This window comes from Terrirubrum flagellatum, from assembly GCF_022059845.1.
GTDB lineage: Bacteria > Pseudomonadota > Alphaproteobacteria > Rhizobiales > Beijerinckiaceae > Terrirubrum > Terrirubrum flagellatum.
Map to the genome: position 1 here is coordinate 994,889 of NZ_CP091851.1, position 17,300 is coordinate 1,012,188.

General features: G+C 62.3%; 16 protein-coding genes. 3 read left to right on the forward strand and 13 right to left on the reverse strand.

The annotated features are described in order from the left end of the window. Positions 1-103: 103 nt before the first annotated feature. From L8F45_RS05030 to L8F45_RS05040, 3 genes are read right to left on the reverse strand one after another with little or no spacing between them, the layout of a single operon-like run. A complete protein-coding gene (locus L8F45_RS05030) occupies positions 104-904 on the reverse strand; it encodes a MaoC family dehydratase (RefSeq protein WP_342361790.1) in 801 nt (266 codons plus the stop codon). Continuing rightward, positions 905-2,167 (reverse strand): CaiB/BaiF CoA transferase family protein, encoded by a 1,263-nt coding sequence (locus L8F45_RS05035; protein ID WP_342361791.1) that lies wholly within the window; start codon positions 2,165-2,167, stop codon positions 905-907. Next, a complete protein-coding gene (locus L8F45_RS05040) occupies positions 2,164-3,273 on the reverse strand; it encodes a CoA transferase (RefSeq protein WP_342361792.1) in 1,110 nt (369 codons plus the stop codon). The genes L8F45_RS05035 and L8F45_RS05040 overlap by 4 nt, the downstream gene beginning before the upstream one ends. Positions 3,274-3,357: 84 nt before the next feature. Here L8F45_RS05040 and L8F45_RS05045 point away from each other — a divergent pair, with 84 nt between their 5' ends. Next, positions 3,358-4,410, forward strand: a complete 1,053-nt coding sequence (locus L8F45_RS05045) for a LacI family DNA-binding transcriptional regulator (RefSeq protein ID WP_342361793.1) — start codon at positions 3,358-3,360, stop codon at positions 4,408-4,410. Then, the gene (locus tag L8F45_RS05050; RefSeq protein ID WP_342361794.1) at positions 4,382-5,650 is read left to right on the forward strand and encodes an FAD-binding protein; all 1,269 of its coding nucleotides are present in this window, start codon (positions 4,382-4,384) and stop codon (positions 5,648-5,650) included. The genes L8F45_RS05045 and L8F45_RS05050 overlap by 29 nt, the downstream gene beginning before the upstream one ends. Before the next feature lie 26 nt (positions 5,651-5,676). Here the strand turns inward: L8F45_RS05050 and L8F45_RS05055 are convergent, their stop codons facing one another. From L8F45_RS05055 to L8F45_RS05100, 10 genes are all read right to left on the reverse strand, one after another. After that, entirely contained in the window at positions 5,677-6,405 is a 729-nt protein-coding gene (locus L8F45_RS05055; protein ID WP_342361795.1) for an amino acid ABC transporter ATP-binding protein, read from the reverse strand. Beyond that, entirely contained in the window at positions 6,402-7,058 is a 657-nt protein-coding gene (locus tag L8F45_RS05060; RefSeq protein ID WP_342361796.1) for an amino acid ABC transporter permease, read from the reverse strand. Before L8F45_RS05060 ends, L8F45_RS05055 begins: the two co-directional genes overlap by 4 nt. Before the next feature lies 1 nt (position 7,059). Then, positions 7,060-7,782, reverse strand: coding sequence for an amino acid ABC transporter permease (locus L8F45_RS05065; RefSeq protein ID WP_342361797.1), 723 nt, complete (start codon positions 7,780-7,782; stop codon positions 7,060-7,062). A 65-nt stretch (positions 7,783-7,847) separates the two neighbouring features. Next, on the reverse strand, positions 7,848-8,720 hold the full coding sequence (locus L8F45_RS05070) for an amino acid ABC transporter substrate-binding protein (RefSeq protein WP_342361798.1): 873 nt from the start codon (positions 8,718-8,720) through the stop codon (positions 7,848-7,850). Between the two features lie 16 nt (positions 8,721-8,736). After that, complete coding sequence (locus L8F45_RS05075; RefSeq protein ID WP_342361799.1) at positions 8,737-9,888, reverse strand: aminotransferase class V-fold PLP-dependent enzyme; 1,152 nt, start codon at positions 9,886-9,888, stop codon at positions 8,737-8,739. Positions 9,889-10,018: 130 nt separating this feature from the next. Continuing rightward, the gene (locus L8F45_RS05080; protein WP_342361800.1) at positions 10,019-10,939 is read right to left on the reverse strand and encodes an ABC transporter permease; all 921 of its coding nucleotides are present in this window, start codon (positions 10,937-10,939) and stop codon (positions 10,019-10,021) included. Between the two features lie 21 nt (positions 10,940-10,960). Next, positions 10,961-11,887: an ABC transporter permease gene (locus L8F45_RS05085; RefSeq protein ID WP_342361801.1), complete on the reverse strand. Its 927-nt coding sequence runs from the start codon at positions 11,885-11,887 to the stop codon at positions 10,961-10,963. A gap of 42 nt (positions 11,888-11,929) precedes the next feature. Then, positions 11,930-13,567, reverse strand: a complete 1,638-nt coding sequence (locus L8F45_RS05090) for an ABC transporter substrate-binding protein (RefSeq protein WP_342361802.1) — start codon at positions 13,565-13,567, stop codon at positions 11,930-11,932. Positions 13,568-13,622: 55 nt separating this feature from the next. After that, positions 13,623-14,681, reverse strand: coding sequence for a D-2-hydroxyacid dehydrogenase (locus L8F45_RS05095; RefSeq protein ID WP_342361803.1), 1,059 nt, complete (start codon positions 14,679-14,681; stop codon positions 13,623-13,625). 125 nt (positions 14,682-14,806) lie between these two features. Continuing rightward, complete coding sequence (locus tag L8F45_RS05100; RefSeq protein ID WP_342361804.1) at positions 14,807-15,775, reverse strand: LysR family transcriptional regulator; 969 nt, start codon at positions 15,773-15,775, stop codon at positions 14,807-14,809. Positions 15,776-15,867: 92 nt separating this feature from the next. Here L8F45_RS05100 and L8F45_RS05105 point away from each other — a divergent pair, with 92 nt between their 5' ends. Further along, on the forward strand, positions 15,868-17,283 hold the full coding sequence (locus tag L8F45_RS05105) for an aldehyde dehydrogenase family protein (RefSeq protein WP_342361805.1): 1,416 nt from the start codon (positions 15,868-15,870) through the stop codon (positions 17,281-17,283). Positions 17,284-17,300 lie beyond the last annotated feature (17 nt).

A 17,300-nucleotide genomic window follows, 5' to 3' on the forward strand; every position in this document is an offset into this window, starting at 1 on the left:
GGCGAGCGGAGACGACTGGCGCTCCGGCGTTTCCTCGATCCGCGTTGTCGCGGAGTGTTCTGCTTGTCCCGAGCTTAGGCAGGTTTGCATCCGCATGCAACGCTCAGGCGAGTGCTTGGGAACGGCGATAGCGCGCAGCGACGAGGCCATCGGCGGTGAGGATTTCATCGGTGACGAAATAGCGGCGGTTGTTTCGCTCATAGAGTTCCACCACGACGCCTGATGTCGCGATCCGCTGTTCCGCGTGGACAGTCCTGAAATGCTGCGTCTCGATCGAGGCGAAGATGGGTGGAGTTGGCAGCGCAAAACTCTGGTTCACGTCGCCCATAGCGAGCCGCATCGGGCAGCCGGGATGGGCGAGCGAGCCGTTGGCATAGGCGTCATGCGTTTCCTGAAAGGCGGCGAGCGAGATGGCCAGATCGGCCGAGGTGAGGATTGCGTTGCGACTGCCAATACAGGCGCCGACCTTCAAGCCCGTCTCGGCATCAATTTTGGGATCGGGGAGGGGCGGCGGCGCGCCTTCGATCACAGGTGGCTGTGCTGCGTCGCGCGGCTTCGCGATCCAGCCGACAGCAAGCTGTTCTCCAGCCGCGTTGGTCACCTGAGCGTCGGCGCGCAAGCCTGCGTCTGATGCGATCGCAACGCCCGCGGAGATCGTGAGGCGATCGCCGTCATAGGCCGGGCGGCGGAAGCGCATGCCCATAGCGCCGCGCGTCAGCCATTCCTCGCCCCATGCGTCGACGGCGAGGCGACTGACATGGCCATAGAGAAAGGCGCCCGGCACGAGCGCCGCGCGAAAGCCGAACTTGCGCGCAGTGTCGTCGTCATGCGTGGAGCCGACATAGCGCGGATCGTGATCGAGGCGGATGTCGATCTCGAATGATGCGGGAAATCCGGCGGGCATCTATGCGCCCGGCTTTGGCGCATCAGCGATCACGCCGGATGCGATCATTGCTGTGATTTCGTCGTCGCTGCGGCCAAGAATATCGCGCAGGATCGCGACATTGTCGGCGCCGAAAGCGGGGGCTGCGGCTCTTGCTCCTCCCGGCGTTTCGCTCAGGCGAACGGGAAGGCCGGGATAGGGATGGCGGCCGAGATCTGGCCGCTCAAGCTCATCGAAAAATCCGCGCGCCGCGAGATGCCGGCTTGCCGCCACATCCTTCGGCGTCTGCACCGGCGCGGCGGGAACGCCGGCGTCCTGCAGCGCGTCAGCGATCGCGTGCTTGTCGCGCGCGCGCGTCCATTCGCGAACAAGCTCGGAAATCTCGCGCTGATGTTTGAGGCGCGCACCGTGAGTTACAAATCGGGGATCATGTGCGGCTTCAGGAGCATCGATGACGACGCAAAGCCGTCGCCACTGATCGTCATCGAAGACGCCGATCGCGACCCATTGATCGACGCCCTGCGCGGGAAAAGCGTCATGCGGGGCAGCGTCCGGGCGGTGATTGCCGCCGCGCGGAATATCGATTCCAGTTTCGCAGGAGAGCAGCAGATCAGCGCCGATGAATTGCATCGCCGCCTCGACCTGGGGAATTTCGATGTGCTGGCCTTCGCCAGTGCGCTGGCGGTGCATCAGCGCGGTCATGATCGCCGCCGCCGCATTGAATCCGCCGATCGGATCGAGATAGGATGGTCCCGTCGTCTCCGGCGGGCCGTCGGGATAGCCGATCAGGCTTGCCATGCCGGCGGCCATTTCCATGGTCGGACCCAGCGCCGCATAGCCCGACATCGGCCCGTCGAGGCCAAACGCCGGAATTTCCGCGACGATGATGTCGGGTTTGATGCGCGCGAGACTCTCATAGTCCACGCCGAGCTTTTCGAGTGTGCCCGGCCGGAAATTGCAAGTCACGACGTCAGTGACCGCGAGCAGATCGCGCAGCGCGGCGCGCCCCTCTGTCGTCTTGAGATCAAGCACGAGCGAACGCTTGTTGACGTTCTGCGAGTTGAACAGGAACGTCCTGTCATAGTGACGTGCGCCCGGATCGCCATTGGCGAAATTCATCGGTTGCGGCGTCTCCTTGTTGATGCGCCAGGAGTTGGTGCGCGTCGGCGCCTCGACATGGATGACTTCAGCGCCTAGCCAGGCCAGCACGCGCCCGGCCATCGGCCCCGCCCAGGCCGTGCAAAGCTCCACCACACGAATTCCAGCGAGAGGGAGCGGGTTCATTCAGCGGCGCTCCGCATCATGCGCGTATCGTCGAGCGCGGGCGGCGGCGCAATTTCGCCGCGCGGCGTGCGGCTGAAGCGCCAGGCCGGACCGAGAATCCGCTCATCGCCGGCGCGCCGCCAATAGTCGCGAGCGATAAGATGCGGATGATCGCGCAATTCGGTGAGCCCAGGCGCCTTCGCGGCGATCACCTGCGCCTGCTGCAGCGCGTCGACAACTTCATCCGCCAAGCGATCGGCGACGACCGACTGGATGATTTCGAAGAGCGCGCTCCAGTTCGCCTTGCGCGTCAGCGGATCGGCGAAACGCGGATCGCTGATGAGATGGGCGAGGCCGAGAGTTTCGCAGAGCGCGCGCCAGCGGAAATTATAGATCCAGATGCACACCCAACCGTCGCGGCAAAGCGCCTGGCCCGCCGTGATGCTGAGCTCGCTGCGCAGCCGGTCGTGACCGCTATAGAGAAACTGCATCACATAGGGAAACGCCATCGCGGCAGCGGTTTCCGCGCGATCGATGAGAACGTCCTGCCCGCGTCCAATCGTTGGCCTGACATAGAGCGCGGCAAGGGCGCCGATATAGGCTGCGAGTCCCGCCGCGAATGCCGAGCGTTCGCCATAGCCATAGAGCGGCTCGCGGCCATGCGCGCCGTTGTTGTGCATCATGCCGGACAGCGCCTGAATGACGATCTCCGGTCCGCGCCAATGACCCAGCGAAGTCTCCGGCGCGAAATCATCGATGCGGACGACGACGGTCTGCGCGCCAATCGCCGCAAACTCTTTGCGCGCCGCGCCCGGCGGCAAAATGATGATGTCTGCGCGCGACATCAGCTCGTCGCGAAGGCGCTGCGCGCCTGTCTTCGCGAGGTCAATCGCAATACTGCGCTTGCCGGCGTTGAGATGCCGGAACATCAGCGATTCGCCCGGAGTGTCGACAGATAAGGGCGCGGCGCGGCGGATCGGCGAGCCCTCCGGCGGCTCGATCAGCGTGACGGTCGCGCCATGATCGGCCAGCAAGCGCCCGCAATATTGCCCGGCGATCGAGTCCGACATATCGACCACATGCAGATGTCCAAGCGCAGCGGGCGATTGATGTCCGGAAGAAGCCATGAGGCGAAGCTAGCGATTCTTGCATCCGTATGCAAGAATGATGACGAGTTGGCCTAACACGCTGACTGATTGGGAGATTCAGGGTTGGACGCGAAACCAGCGGAGCGGGCGGGAGGCGGGGTTACGGCGCGCGAACTCGCGCGCATGATCGGGGTCAGCCAGTCCGCGGTGTCCCGGGCTTTCACCCCCGGGGCGAGCATTTCCGCCGACATGCGCCAGCGCATCCTCGCGTCTGCGGCGAAGCTCGGCTATCGCCCGAACGCGATCGCGAGCAGCCTGTCGAAACGCTCGAGCAAGCTGATCGGTGTGGTGCTGCCCGATCTGCGCAATCCCTTCTATCCCGCTTTCCTCGAAAAACTTCTGCTGGCGCTGGAGCAAGCGGGCCATCAGGGGCTGGTGATCAATGGTCCGCCCGAAGGCGACATGGAGGACCAGCTCGCTGGCCTCACGCAGTACAATATCGAGACCGTGATCATCGCGTCTGCGCGCGTGTCGACGGCGACGGCGTTGAACTGGTCTCGAAATGGGCGATCGGCGCTGCTGTTCAATCGGCCGGTGGCGAATGTGCCAGTAGCAAGCGTCTGTTGCGACAATGCGGCCGGCGCGCGCGCTATCGCCGATCACTTTAACGCCTGCGGCTATCGCAAGGTGGCTTACGTCGCTGGCCCGCAGGACATGCCTGCGAACACAATCCGCCAGAACGCCTTCATTACGCGGGTCGCGGAGCTCGGCATGACGTTGAGCGCCTGCATCGTCGGCGGCTCCTACGGCTATGAGATCGGGCACCGCCACGGCGTCGAAGCCGCGCGTTCGGGCGCGGACGCGATCTTCTTCGCGAACGACATCACCGCGCTTGGCGGCCTCGACGCCATTCGTGACATCGCTGGATTGCGCGTTCCCGAAGATATCGGCGTCGCTGGCTTCGATGACATCACCATGGCGAGTTGGCCCCGTCACCAGCTCACAACTCTTCGCCAGCCGCTCGACGAGATGATTGCGATCGCGGTCGAGATGCTCGTCAATCGAGAAGGCGCGCAGCCCTTGCCGCCAACGATGCGTCTTGTCGCCGGTGAATTGGTTGCGCGCAACACCACGAGGACATCCGCTGATGGCCGCTCCCGTTCCACAGCGACGTAACTGGGCCGGCAATGTCAGCTACGGCTGGACGAGCTGGCATGAGCCCGAGACGCTCAACGAGGCGCGTCGGATCGTCGCCCGGGAATCTCGCATCAGGGCGCTTGGCGCAAGGCATTCGTTCGGCGACATCGCGAACACGGATGGCGCGCTTCTATCGACCGCCAGGCTCGATCGCGTGGTCAATCTTGATCGCGGGGCGAAGACAGTCACTGTCGAAGGCGGCGCGCGTTACGGAGAACTCGCTGCTTTCCTGCATGGAGAAGGCTTCGCGCTGCCCAACCTCGCTTCCTTGCCGCATATTTCGGTCGCCGGCGCTATCGCGACCGCGACCCATGGCTCCGGCGATCAAAATCGCTGTCTCGCAGCCGCCGTTTCGGCGCTCGACTTGATCGGACCAGATGGAGACATCATCTCTCTGGAGCGAGGAGACGCTGATTTTTCAGGCGCCGTCATCGGGCTTGGCTGCACAGGGATCGTCGCCCGCCTGCAGCTCGATCTCGTGCCGACCTTCGAGATCGCGCAGAATGTCTACGAAGACGCGCCGCTGGAGTACGTCATCGAGAATTTCGACAGCATGATGTCAGCCGGCTACAGCGTCAGCCTTTTCACGGACTGGACAAGCGAGCGCGTCAATCAGATCTGGGTGAAGGCTTTGGTCGGCGATGCTCGACGCGGCGCGCCGGGAGACATGCTTGGCGAAGCGAAGCCCGCCACGCGCGACCTTCATCCGATTTCTTCAATTTCGGCTGCGCATTGCACGCCACAATGCGGCGTCGCCGGCCCCTGGCATGAAAGGCTGCCTCATTTCAGGTTCGGCTTCGCGCCGAGCAGCGGCGACGAGTTGCAAAGCGAATATCTCGTGCCGCGAATTCATGCAGCGGAAGCGCTGAGAGCGGTGAACGCCATGCGCGGCGACATCGCGCCTTTGCTTCAGATCAGCGAGATTCGCAGCGTCGCGGCCGACGATCTCTGGATGAGTCCCTTCTATAAACAGCCTTGCATCGGGCTGCATTTCACCTGGAAGCCGGACTGGTCGCGCGTGTCGTCGCTGTTGCCTGATATCGAGGCGCAACTGGCTCCGTTCGGCGTCCGGCCTCATTGGGGAAAACTTGCGTCGATAGATCCGTCCGATGTCCGGGCGCTCTTTCCGCGATTTGACGATTTCGCGCGGCTTGCAGGCGCTCTCGACCCCGGCGGCAAATTTCGCAATGATTTCACTCGCCGGCTACTGGCGGATTAGACAAACAAGTGCTGGCGCCGGCGGTGTCAGTGCCGCAGGATTTTTGACAGGAAAAGCGCGGCTCTTTCGCTTGCAGGGCTGTCAAAAAACCGATCGGCCGGAGCATCCTCCACGATCGCGCCGGCGTCCATGAACAGCACGCGATTGGCGACGCGCCGGGCGAAGCCCATTTCGTGAGTGACGACGATCATGGTCATGCCGTCCTTCGCCAGTTCGCTCATGACGTCGAGCACTTCATTGATCATCTCGGGATCGAGCGCCGAAGTCGGCTCGTCGAACAGCATGGCGATGGGATCAAGCGCGAGCGCCCGCGCGATGGCGACGCGCTGCTGTTGCCCGCCCGACAATGTCGCGGGATAGCGCTCGGCTTGCGCCCGCAACCCGACGCGATCGAGCAACTCCAGAGCCCGGGCGCGGGACGCGTCTGCGCTCCGTTTCAGGACATGGCGCTGCGCCAGCGCAATATTCTCGATGACGTTCATGTGGGGGTAGAGTTCAAAGGACTGAAACACCATGCCGACGCGAGCGCGCAGTTTCGGCAGATTCGTCCCGGGGGCGCCGACGGAAATCCCTTCGACGGTGATCTTTCCCTTCTTGAAAGGTTCGAGGCCATTGACGCATTTGATCAAGGTGCTCTTGCCTGAACCCGACGGTCCGCAAACGACGACGACCTCTCCCTTGTCGACGTGGGTGGAGCAGGCGTTGAGCACCTGCGTCGCTCCATACCATTTGCTGACGTCTTCAAGCGTGATCACGAGGCGATCCTTCGCTGCAGGAGGCCGACGCCTTGCGAAGCGGTCCAGCAAATGACGAAAAAGACCACTGCGACAAGCGCGTACATTTCCGTCAGCCTGTTGTCGCGACCGCCGATGAGGTCGGCGGCTGTGAGGAAGTCCCGCAGGCCGATCACATAGACAAGCGACGTGCTTTTGAAGATATTGATCGACTGCATCAGCATCACGGGCAGCATGGCGCGAAAGGCCTGTGGCAGAACGATCAGTCGCATGCATTGGGCGCGGGTGAGACCGCTGGCGAGCCCCGCCATCATCTGTCCGCTACGAACGCTCTCGATGCCGGCGCGGATGATCTCGCAGAAGTACGCGGCCTCGAACAGGATGAAGCCGATCACCGCGGAATAGAAGCCGCCAACGGGATGGCCGACCGCGATCGGGACCAGGAAATAGAACCAGAAGATCAGCAGGACGAGCGGCAGTGAGCGCAACAGATCGACATAAAAAGTCGCGAAGGCGCGCAGAATAAAGAGACGAGACCGACGCATGATGGCGAGAAGAATGCCGAGCGCGACGCCGCCGAGAATGCCGAACGCGGTCAGAAGCAGCGTGATCTGCATTCCCTCCCACAACAGCGGGAGGGATTTAATGATGACGCCGAAGTCGAAAGCGCCCATCTCAGCGCTCCCGCGCGGCGAGCGTGCCGGGCAGTTGCGCCATCGTCTCCGCGCGGCGCATCAGGAAGCTGACCAGAAAGCTGATCGTGGCGTAGATGAGGCTCGCGGCGGTGAAGGCTTCGATCGACTGGTAAGTGTAGTCCGCAACCGCGCGCGTGCGCGCTGTCAGTTCGAGAACGCCAATGGTCAGCGCCAGAGACGAATTCTTGAAGACGTTGAGAAACTCATTCGTCAGAGCCGGCACCGTCAGCCTGTAGGCGAGCGGCAGCAGGATCAGTCGATAGAGCTGTGCGGTCGTCAGGCCGGTCGCGAGCCCCGCATTGGCGAGCCCTTTTCCGGCGCTCTGAATGCCGGCGCGAACCTGTTCGGCGACCCGGCAGGCGGTATAGAGCCCGAGGCTGATGATCGCCATCGTCAATTCAGGATGCGGCAGATCGCGCTTCAACCATCGGCCCATTTCGCGCGGCAGAACTTCCGGCAACACGAAATAGAACAGGAATATCTGGACCAGCAGCGGCACATTGCGAAAGACTTCGACATAAGTCGCGCCGACAGCGCGCGCGACCGGCGAAGGCAGCGTGCGCATCACGCCGATGACGGAGCCCAGCGCCAGACCAATGATCCAGGCGACAAGGGAGACAAGGATCGTCCACCCCAATCCGGAAAGAATCCAGCCGAAATAGGGATCGGCGAAAAGAACCGACCAGTTCCAGTTGTAGCGCATTCAGTTTTGCTCGGGCCGCGAAAGCCGCCCGATGGCGGCTCTCATTGGCGGGGAGGGGCGCGCGATCAGTCAGGGTAGTTCTGCATCGACATCAAGAGCTTCAGCTCCGGGCTGAGCGGCTGACCGATGGTCGACATCCATTTGCTGTAGATCTGCTCCCATTCGCCGCTGCGATAGAGATCGGCGAGAACACGATTGCCAAGCGAACGGAAGGCGGAATCATCGCGCCGGATGACGATGGCGTAGGGATCGAAAGAGAGCAGCCGACCCGCCACTGCATATTGATCTGGATTCTTGGATTTCGCGATCAAGCCATATTCGACGACTTCGTCGGTCATATGCGCGTCGGTTCGGTCGCTTTCGAGCGCGATCCAGGCCTGCGGCTGATCCTTGGTGGAGAGCACCTTGATGCCGAGATTGAGCTTTTGGTTCAGCTCATTCAACACCTTCTCATTGGTGGTGCCTTGGTTGGCGGAGACCACCTTCCCCTTGAGGTCCTCGATTTCCTTGATGCCGCTGTTCTTCTTCACCAGCAGGCGATTGCCGGTGACGAACATGGTGTTGAGGAAATCAACCTGCTTCTGCCTGGAGAAGGTGTTGGTGGTCGTCGCGCAGACGAGGTCGACCGTGCCGTTTACGAGAAGCGGCGTGCGGGTCTGGCCGTTCACCGCCTGAAATTTGACAGCGAGATTGTCCATCTTCAGTTCGGCTTTCACTGCCACCGCGATCTTGTTGCAGATGTCGATCGAATAGCCTTTCGGTTTGCCGTCCGCGTCAAACGAAGCGAAAGGCGGTGAATCCTCGTTGTGGCCGATGACGATCGCTCCACTGTCCCTGATCTTTTTCAGCGTGCCATAAAGCTCCTGCGCGTTCGCGCTGGCGCCAACGAACGCGAAAGCGACGGCAAGCGCGCCGCCAAACAGATGCACCCTGCGCATTGAACCTCCCCTTGATCTATAAAGTCTTGACCAGCCTGCGGCAGATATCCGCGAGTTTCGCGAAGTCGTCGATCTCGTTATAGGCGTGGGCGGATGCGCGCACCCAGACGCCGCTGGGATGAGCGTGCAAGGGCACATCGGTCATAAACTCGTCGAGCAGCCGGCCGCGCAGTTTCGTCGCATAATCCTTGGTGAGCGGCGTGTTTTCGATCGGCAGCCTCACCATCGTCATCGCGGTTTCATGCCCTGCATTCCCTACGACGCTTTTAAGCTCAGCCGCGAGTAGCGCGCCGCCTTCCTGCGCCAACGCGATATTGCGCTGTCGCAGGTCTGCGCCTCCGAGCTTTTCGTGAAAGGCGAGGGCGGTCCCAAGCGCAAGCTGTGGGGTCGCGTCGCGCGTGCCGGTCCAGTCGAACTCGGCGAGATAGCCGCCGCCATAGCCGTGCGAGATCGTCGTTGGATGCAATCCGACCTGCCGATCGCGCCTCGTCCAGAGGAACGCGCAACCTTTCGGCGCGGCAAGCCACTTGTGGCAATTGCCGACATAGTAGTCGGCATCGAGAGCTTTCAGATCGACGGTTGTTTGCCCTGGCCCGTGCGCTCCATCAACGAGCAGCGGGACGCCGGCTGCGCGGCATGAGCGCGCGATCTCGTCGATTGGAAGCAGCAACGCGCTCGGCGATGTGATGTGATCTATAATGGCGATGCGGGTCTTTGCGCTCAAACCGGCGGCGAAGCGGCTCGCAAAGCCCGCGAAATTGGCATCGGGGAAGCCAAGTTCGGCGGTGACGATGCGGGCGCCGGAGCGCCCGGCGATATAACGGACGGTGTTTGCGACAGCGCCGTAGATCTGCCCGTGCATCAGGATTTCGTCGCCCGGCTGCAGGGCGAGCGAGCGCAGCACCGCGTTGCAGGCCGTGGTCGCGTTATCAACGAAAGCGATGTCGTCGTCCTCTGCGTTAAGAAATGCGGCGAGAGCATTCGCGCTTGCGCGTAGCGCATCAGGCAGGATGCTGCGCATGAAGACGCTCGGCTGCGCCTCCATGCGCGCGCGCCAGGCGGCCTGCGCTGCGAGGACGACCTTCGGCGTCGCGCCGAAAGCACCGTGATTGATTGTCAGATATTTGTCGTCGAGCGCCCATTCGGAGCGCACGGCCTTGCCAAGCATGGGAGATGGGATCGCGCGCATCGCAGCTTTTTGCAGAAAGCGGTAAAACACTCAGAATATTAGCGGAAATGCCAGGATTGAACCATGCTTTCTCCGCAGCGCCTGAATAGTTGCCGAGAACTTGCCTGCGTCAAGTTCGACTGGCGCTGGGCTGGGTCGCGCCATCGTTCAAGCTTGCCGCGCGGTCGTCGGCCTGCGCCTTCGGGTCGGAGCCGCTCGCGCGCCTCGTCCTCAGCCGGGGATCAATGATTTCGTTGAGCGCATCGCCCACGAGGTTCGCCGCCAGCACGAACAGCGAGAGCGCAATTGCCGGGCCGATCACGAGATAAGGCGCGCGAGTGAGAAAGCCCTTGGCCTCATTGAGCATCTGCCCCCATTCCGGTGTCGGCGGCTGCACGCCCAAACCGAGATAGCTCAGGGACGAGGCGCCGATCACGAAGCCAGGCAATGCGATCGTCGCCTTCACGATGACGGGGGCGGCGATATTGTGCAGGACATGCTTGCGCAGGATGCGCGGCCAGCTCGCGCCAGAAGCGATGGCCGCCTCGATATAGCGCTCCTGTCGGACAGACAGCGCGGCGCTGCGCGCAATGCGAATGAAATTCGGCAGTTGCGACAGGCCGAGCGCGATGATCACGCCTTTTTCGGACGGGCCGACCACGACGACAATCACGATCGCGATCATGATCGTGGGAAAGATCAGCATCATGTCGGTTGCGCGCATCACGATCGCATCGAGCCATCCGCCGCGATAGCCGACCGCCATTCCCACAGGCACGCCGATGCAGAGCGAGAATAGCAGCGCCGCAGTCGTGATCTGCAGCGTCACCTGCGTCGCAAGGATGACCCGCGAGAACGAGTCTCGGCCAAACTGGTCGGTCCCGAACCAATGCTCGGCGGAGGGCGGCAGCAATCCCTGCGCCAGATTCGTCTCGAATGGATCAAGCGGCGCGAGCTCGCGCGCAAAAATGGCGACGATATAGAAGGCGCAGAAAATCAGCGCGAATGGCGCCGCGATGCGATCGCGCGCAAAAGCCCACAGCGAACTCACGAGAGGGTCTCGTGAATCAGGTCAAGGCTGGGCATCGGCCAGTCTCGGATCGGCCCAGCGATAGAGCAGATCAACAATCAGGTTGATGATCACGAACATCATCGCGAAGACGAAGATGCAGCCTTGCGTCAAGGGAAGATCGCGGGTCAGGATTGAATCCACCATCAGCCGGCCAAGGCCTGGCCAGTTGAAGATCGACTCAGTGACGGCGGCGCCGCCAAGCATGCCTCCGAGCCCCAATCCAAAGAAAGTGATGATCGGCAAGAGCGCGTTCGGAAGCGCGTGTCGGATGACAATCAGGAATTCCGGCACGCCTTTCGCCCGCGCCGTCACGATGAACTCGCGCCCAAGCGACTCGATCATGCAGGTTCTGACCATCCTGGTGAAGCCGGCGGCCTGCGCGAATCCGAGAGTCAGCGCCGGCATCAAATAATGCCGCCATGTGGTCATGCCGCCGATCGGCAGCCAGCGGAGATAAACGCCGAAGAGATAGATCGCGACCACGCCTGTGACGAAAATCGGCGTGCAGATTCCGAGCAGCGAGACGATCGAGATGCTCTTGTCCAGCGGACTGTTCCAACGCACGGCTGAAATGCAGCCGAAGATGAGGCTCATCATCACCGCAAACAGCATCGCCCAACCAGCCAGCGCAATCGTATTCAGCAGCCGCGGCCCAACCACCGACAACACCGGCTGACGCGAGAAGTTCGACATCCCGAAATCGCCGATCAGAACCTTCTGCATGTAGGCGACATATTGCGCGCCAACCGGTTGATCCAAGCCGTAAGCAGAGCGGATGCTGGCGACGAGTTCCTCTGGCGCGCTGTCGCCTGCGATCAACCGCGCGGTGTCGCCCGGGATGAGGTGAAACAGCGCGAACAGGAACGTCAGGAGCAGCAGGCCGGCCGCGACCATGAAGACCAGCCGGCTGAAAATCATCTTCAGCATGGCTGGTCGCGATTGTTGCGATCCGTCACTGGCGAAGCGACCTCAGCGGCTGATCCCCTGCTTTTTCCTTTCGGCCTGATCGATCCAGGCGAAGCTGCCGTCATAGACATTGGCGGGATAATAGACGCCGCCATGCACATAGGTGCGCGTTGCGTCCGTCAGGTTGACCGTCGGGAGATAGATCACCGGCGCGAGTTTCAGCAACGCGGCCATCCATTGTTTCACGATCGCGGCGCGCTTGACGGGATCGCTTTCGACATGCGCTTCCTCCGCGAGACGATCGGTCTCCGGGTTCGAGAAGAACATGCGGTTGGCGCCGGCCGGCTTCCACGCCTTGGTGTGCGTCATATACATCATCGGCTCGTCGGGATCGGCAGTCGGCACCGTCCAGGAGAGAATGGCGAGATCATATTTCGCATCCTTCGGCCCGACAGAGAGAGCCGCGCTGAAAGTCGCGCTCTCAAGCACGGTCAACTCAACCTTGACGCCGATTTTCTCCAGGAAGGTCTTCACGAGTTGGGCGATCTCGTAATCGCCGACGCCGGCCTTGCGGCCGTAAAGTTTAAGCGAAAGCTGCTTGCCCTGGGCGTCTTTCAGGCCGTCGCCCTTGTCTTCGTAGCCTGCCTCCTTCAGCAGCGCTTTCGCTTTCGCGATATCGAAGGGGAAGATCGTCGCCTGCCCCGGCTCGCGCATATCGGCGAAGCCGAACACGCCGGGCGAGAGCGTCGGCGCCTGCGAGAGCGTCGCGCCGATGCCGGCGAAGACGGACTGCACGATGCCCGCCTTGTCGACAGCGTAGTTGAGCGCCTGCCTGACCTTGGGATCGTCGAGCGGCTTCACCGTATTGTTGATGACGACATAGTGCTGCTGCAAGCTGGGCATGGTGCGCAGCGCGATGTTCTTGTCCTTCGCCACGCGCGGAATGTCGAAATTCGGCACGCCGGCGATGCGGTCGACCTCGCCGCTCTCAAGCATGGCGAGACGCGTCGTGATGTCAGGGACAAACAGGATGCGGATGCTGTCGAGATAGGGTTTGCCCTTCTGCCAGTATTTGTCGTTCTTCTTGAAGAGCGCGTACTCGCCTTTCGCATATTCGGTCTGGATGAACGGGCCGGTGCCGATGATATTGCTGCCGAGACCCTCTTCACCCTTCGCCTTGTAGGCGGCGGGGCTGAAGATGCACATGGTGCGATAGGCAAGATTGTTGATCAAAGCAGCGGACGGCGCCGCAAGCCGGAACGAGGCCTGATATTCGCTGTCCGCGACGACTTTCTGCAAGCCTTCCAGCAAGCTCACATACAGAAATTTCTTCGCGATCGCTTCGTCGAACACGAAAGCGACGGCTTCCGCATTGAACGGAGTGCCGTCATGAAACGTGACGCCTTGCCGAAGCTTGAAGGTGACTGTCTTCTTGTCCTCCGACGTCGTCCAGCTCTCGGCGAGCACGGGACGAATTTCGCTCTGCGGGGTGAGCTCGACCAGCGTCTCGCAGGAGTTGAGATAGACATCCATGCCGCCGGCGTCGGTGTTGCGGCCGGGAAACATGGTCTTGTCGAGCTGGCCGGTGAGCACGAGTTCGCCGCCATATTGCGGCTTCGCATCCTGCGAGAAAGCCGGGCCGATCAATGCTGCGCCAATGATGGTCGTGATCGCGCCTAGGCGCGTCCAGTGCGTTGTCATGCCTGCTCTCCTCCGCTCCCGCCGTCGCGCGTTCGTCAGCCTCGCGTCGGCGCCCTCAATACATCCGCGACTTGTCGAGAATGTTGATCATCCGTTCCGGCCGCCCGCCGAGATAATGACCCATATTCTCGATGAAGATATCAACGATCTTCCGATTCTCGCTCGGCGCCGTGCTGGCCGAGTGAGGCGAGATCAGCACATTGGGCGAAGACCACAAGGGCGAGCCCGGCGGCAGCGGTTCGATCTCTGCGACGTCAAGACCGGCAAGCGCAATATGTCCGCTGTCCAGCGCTGCGATCATCGCCTGCTCGTCGACAACCTGTCCGCGTGCGATATTGATGAACACGACGCCAGGCTTCATCGCCGCGAACGCGGCGCGATCGATCATGTGCTCCGTCTTCGGCGTGTGCGGCGTGCAGAGAACGACATAGTCCGCGCGCGGAAGCGCAGCGCGCAGTTGATCCGGGCCGACGATTTCCGTCGTCGAGAGTTCGGCGCTTCGCTCCGGCGAGGGCCGGTTCACGACCGCGATCACCGACATCCCGAAAGCGCGCGCGATCGCGCCGACCTTGGCGCCTACCTTCCCGGCTCCGATGATTGCGACAGTCTTTCCCGTGAGCTCGCCGCAGCAATATCGCTCCCAGCGATGGGCGGCCTGCTCTCGTTGCAGCCGGGATAGGTCCTTGGCGTGGCCCAGCATCACGAGGAAGGCGAACTCCGCCAACGCATCAGCATGCACGCCGCGCGCCGTCGTCACAATGACGTCGCTTTCCGTGAGGCCCAACGAATGGACCTGCTGGCCGACGCCCGAACTTGTCGTCTGCACCCAGCGAACCTTCGGCGCGAGCGCGAGGCCGCGCTCGGCGGCGTCGCCTGTCGGAAAATCCCAAAGGATCGTGGCGCGCGCGAGCGCCTCTCGCCAGCGCCGATTCTGCGCCGGCGTGCGCGCGAAGTCGGCGCGGCCCTTGTGATCGCCGACATAGCGGGTCATCGGCAGGAGATCAGGCTCGAACACGATTTCGAGAGTCGACGGCGCGGCGTTTCGAATCTGCTCGACATGTTCGCTCTCGAGCGGAGAGGTGATGAAAAAGACGTGCTGAGCTGAAGAGGTCACTGAAACATCATGGCGTCGCGCGGCCGCCAAGTCTTTGGCGGAAAAAAGAAACCACGCCTGAAAGCTGTGATAAAACGGTAACATGGAACTTCGGCGTGGCGCAAGCGACAGCTTGCGACCGCCGGTCAAGCGCGCCTGTTTCGGACGCGAGCCTCAGGCGTAAGGCGCGATCGCTTTTGCTGAGCGCCTTCGACGTGGCGGAGCTCCCGATTCCGGTCGCTGATGACCTGAATGAGCGCGCGAAGCCGCGCTGGCATGTGCCGGCGCTGCGCGAAATAGAGGCTGACGCCAGGATAGGGCGGCGTCCACTCTTCAAGCACCGCGAGCAGCCGTCCCGCGGCGATGTGCGGCGCGGCGGAGAACTCACTGACATAGGCGAGGCCTGCGCCGCCGAGCGCCGCGTTCAACAGCAATTCGCTGTCATCGAGCGTCAAAGTCCCCGGCGCGTCGATCAGCAGACTCTCGCCATGCCGCTCGAACTCCCAGCGATAGAGCCGTCCGCTCGCCATGCGGTAACGCACGCAGGAATGCGCAAGCAAATCGCCGGGAACGATCGGTCGCGTCCGCCCTTCAAAATAAGCCGGACATCCCACGACAAGCGATCGCAGCGTCGGGAAAATGGGCGCGGCGACCATGTCGGCCGGAACGGCTTCGGTGAGACGCACGCCGGCGTCGAAACCTTGAGCGACAATATCGATCAGCGCGTTGTCAGTGACGATGTCGATCTCGACTGTCGGATGGCGCCGGCCATATTCCAGGATGATCGGCTCCATCAGCATGCGCGCTGCGCCTGGCGACATGTTGAGTCTCAGCGTTCCCGTGAGCTTGCCTGATTGCTCTCCCGCATTCGTCACGGCGGCTTCAATCGTCGCCAGCGCGGGCGCGACTTCCGATACGAACCGTTCGCCCGCCTTAGAGAGCGCGACGCTGCGCGTGGTGCGATTGAACAGCCGGACGGCGAGCCGTTCCTCCAGCGCCGAGATCGCCTGGCTCACCGAGGACGGGGACGCGCCAAGCTCGCGTGCAGCGGCCCGGAACCCGCCATGACGCGCCACGGCGGCGACGGCCTCCAATTCGCTCAGACTTGCCTTCATTGTTTAGAAAAACCGATCAGAATGATCATCTTTGTGCATCTTATCAGATCAGTTGCGGGCGACTAGCTGTCTCCAGCGAACAGGAGACAGCTATGCGCATCATCGATCAGATCTACATCGGGGGCGGCTTCGACCGGCCGCATGGAAGCGAGGAAGCGCCGCTCTTCAATCCGGCGACCGAACAGCAGATTGGCGTCGTCCGCCTCGGCGATGAGGAGGATGTCGAACGCGCCGTCGCTGCCGCTAAGCGCGCCTTTCCGGCTTTCTCCCGCACAAGCAAGGCGGAGCGGATCGACATGCTCCACCGGCTTAACGCCGCTGTGTCGCGGCGCGCCGATGAGCTCGCGGACGCGATGCGCGAGGAATATGGCGCGCCGCAAGGCTTCGTGAAATTCGCTGCGCCTCGCGCCGGGTCGGTTTTTCTCGACATGGCGAAAACGCTCGAGACCTATGAGTTTCGCCGTCGCATAGGGAGGGCCGAGGTCGAGATGCGGCCGGCGGGCGTCGCAGCCGCCATCACGCCGTGGAACAGCAATTACGGCTTCATTTGCTCGAAACTGGCGACGGCCGTTGCCGCCGGCGCGACGATTGTGATCAAGCCGTCGGAGATGAGCGCCATCCAGACGCAGATTCTTACGGAATGCCTGCATGACGCCAATCTTCCCGCCGGCGTGTTCAACATCGTCAATGGTTATGGTGGGGTTGTCGGAGCGGCGCTTACTTCCCATCGCGATATCGCGAAGATCACCTTCACCGGATCGACCGCGACGGGCCGCGCGATCCTGCAAGCCGCCTCCGGCGCGATGAAGCGGGTGACGCTCGAACTCGGCGGCAAGAGCCCCAACATCATTCTCGATGACGCCGACCTTGATGCGGCCATTCCGCAAGCGCTCGCCGCAGGCTTCATCAATAGCGGGCAGGCCTGCATCGCAGGAACGCGCATTCTTGCTCCTGCGGATCGTCTCGACGAAATACAGGCGCGACTGGCGAAAGCGATCGGCGCATTCAAGGCTGGCGATCCGCACGATCCCGAAGTTCGCATCGGCCCGATGGTCAGCCGGAAGCAATGGGATCGCGTCCAGTCCTACATCCGCCTTGGCCAGGAAGAGGGCGCGAAGTTGCTGGCTGGCGGCGAGGGGCGGCCCGAGGGTGTCGATCGTGGCTGGTTTGTCCGCCCGACGTTGTTCTCGGATGTCTGCAACGACATGCGCATCGCGCGCGAAGAGATTTTCGGCCCGGTGCTTTGCATCATTCCCTACCGCGACGAGAAACATGCGATCGAGATCGCCAATGACACCGACTACGGCCTTCAGGCCTATGTGTTCTCGTCGGATCACAAGAGGGCGAGGCGCGTCGCCGAGGAGCTGGAGGCGGGCCGCGTCGCAATCAACGGCGCTGCTCACGAACCGCTCGCGCCCTTTGGCGGCTTCAAGCAATCGGGGATCGGCCGTGAATTCGGCGTCTTCGGCCTGGAGGCGTTTCTGGAGCCGCGCACCTTGCTGGTCTAAAAGCGCTTCGCGTTGGG

Coding starts and splice junctions, on each gene's coding strand:
- L8F45_RS05065 (WP_342361797.1), bottom strand. CDS start 7,782: ATGCGCTACAACTGGAACTGGTCGGTTCTTTTCGCCGATCCCTATTTC.
- L8F45_RS05100 (WP_342361804.1), bottom strand. CDS start 15,775: ATGAAGGCAAGTCTGAGCGAATTGGAGGCCGTCGCCGCCGTGGCGCGT.
- L8F45_RS05075 (WP_342361799.1), bottom strand. CDS start 9,888: ATGCTTGGCAAGGCCGTGCGCTCCGAATGGGCGCTCGACGACAAATAT.
- L8F45_RS05030 (WP_342361790.1), bottom strand. CDS start 904: ATGCCCGCCGGATTTCCCGCATCATTCGAGATCGACATCCGCCTCGAT.
- L8F45_RS05035 (WP_342361791.1), bottom strand. CDS start 2,167: ATGAACCCGCTCCCTCTCGCTGGAATTCGTGTGGTGGAGCTTTGCACG.
- L8F45_RS05090 (WP_342361802.1), bottom strand. CDS start 13,567: ATGACAACGCACTGGACGCGCCTAGGCGCGATCACGACCATCATTGGC.
- L8F45_RS05050 (WP_342361794.1), top strand. CDS start 4,382: ATGGCCGCTCCCGTTCCACAGCGACGTAACTGGGCCGGCAATGTCAGC.
- L8F45_RS05040 (WP_342361792.1), bottom strand. CDS start 3,273: ATGGCTTCTTCCGGACATCAATCGCCCGCTGCGCTTGGACATCTGCAT.
- L8F45_RS05105 (WP_342361805.1), top strand. CDS start 15,868: ATGCGCATCATCGATCAGATCTACATCGGGGGCGGCTTCGACCGGCCG.
- L8F45_RS05085 (WP_342361801.1), bottom strand. CDS start 11,887: ATGCTGAAGATGATTTTCAGCCGGCTGGTCTTCATGGTCGCGGCCGGC.
- L8F45_RS05070 (WP_342361798.1), bottom strand. CDS start 8,720: ATGCGCAGGGTGCATCTGTTTGGCGGCGCGCTTGCCGTCGCTTTCGCG.
- L8F45_RS05060 (WP_342361796.1), bottom strand. CDS start 7,058: ATGGGCGCTTTCGACTTCGGCGTCATCATTAAATCCCTCCCGCTGTTG.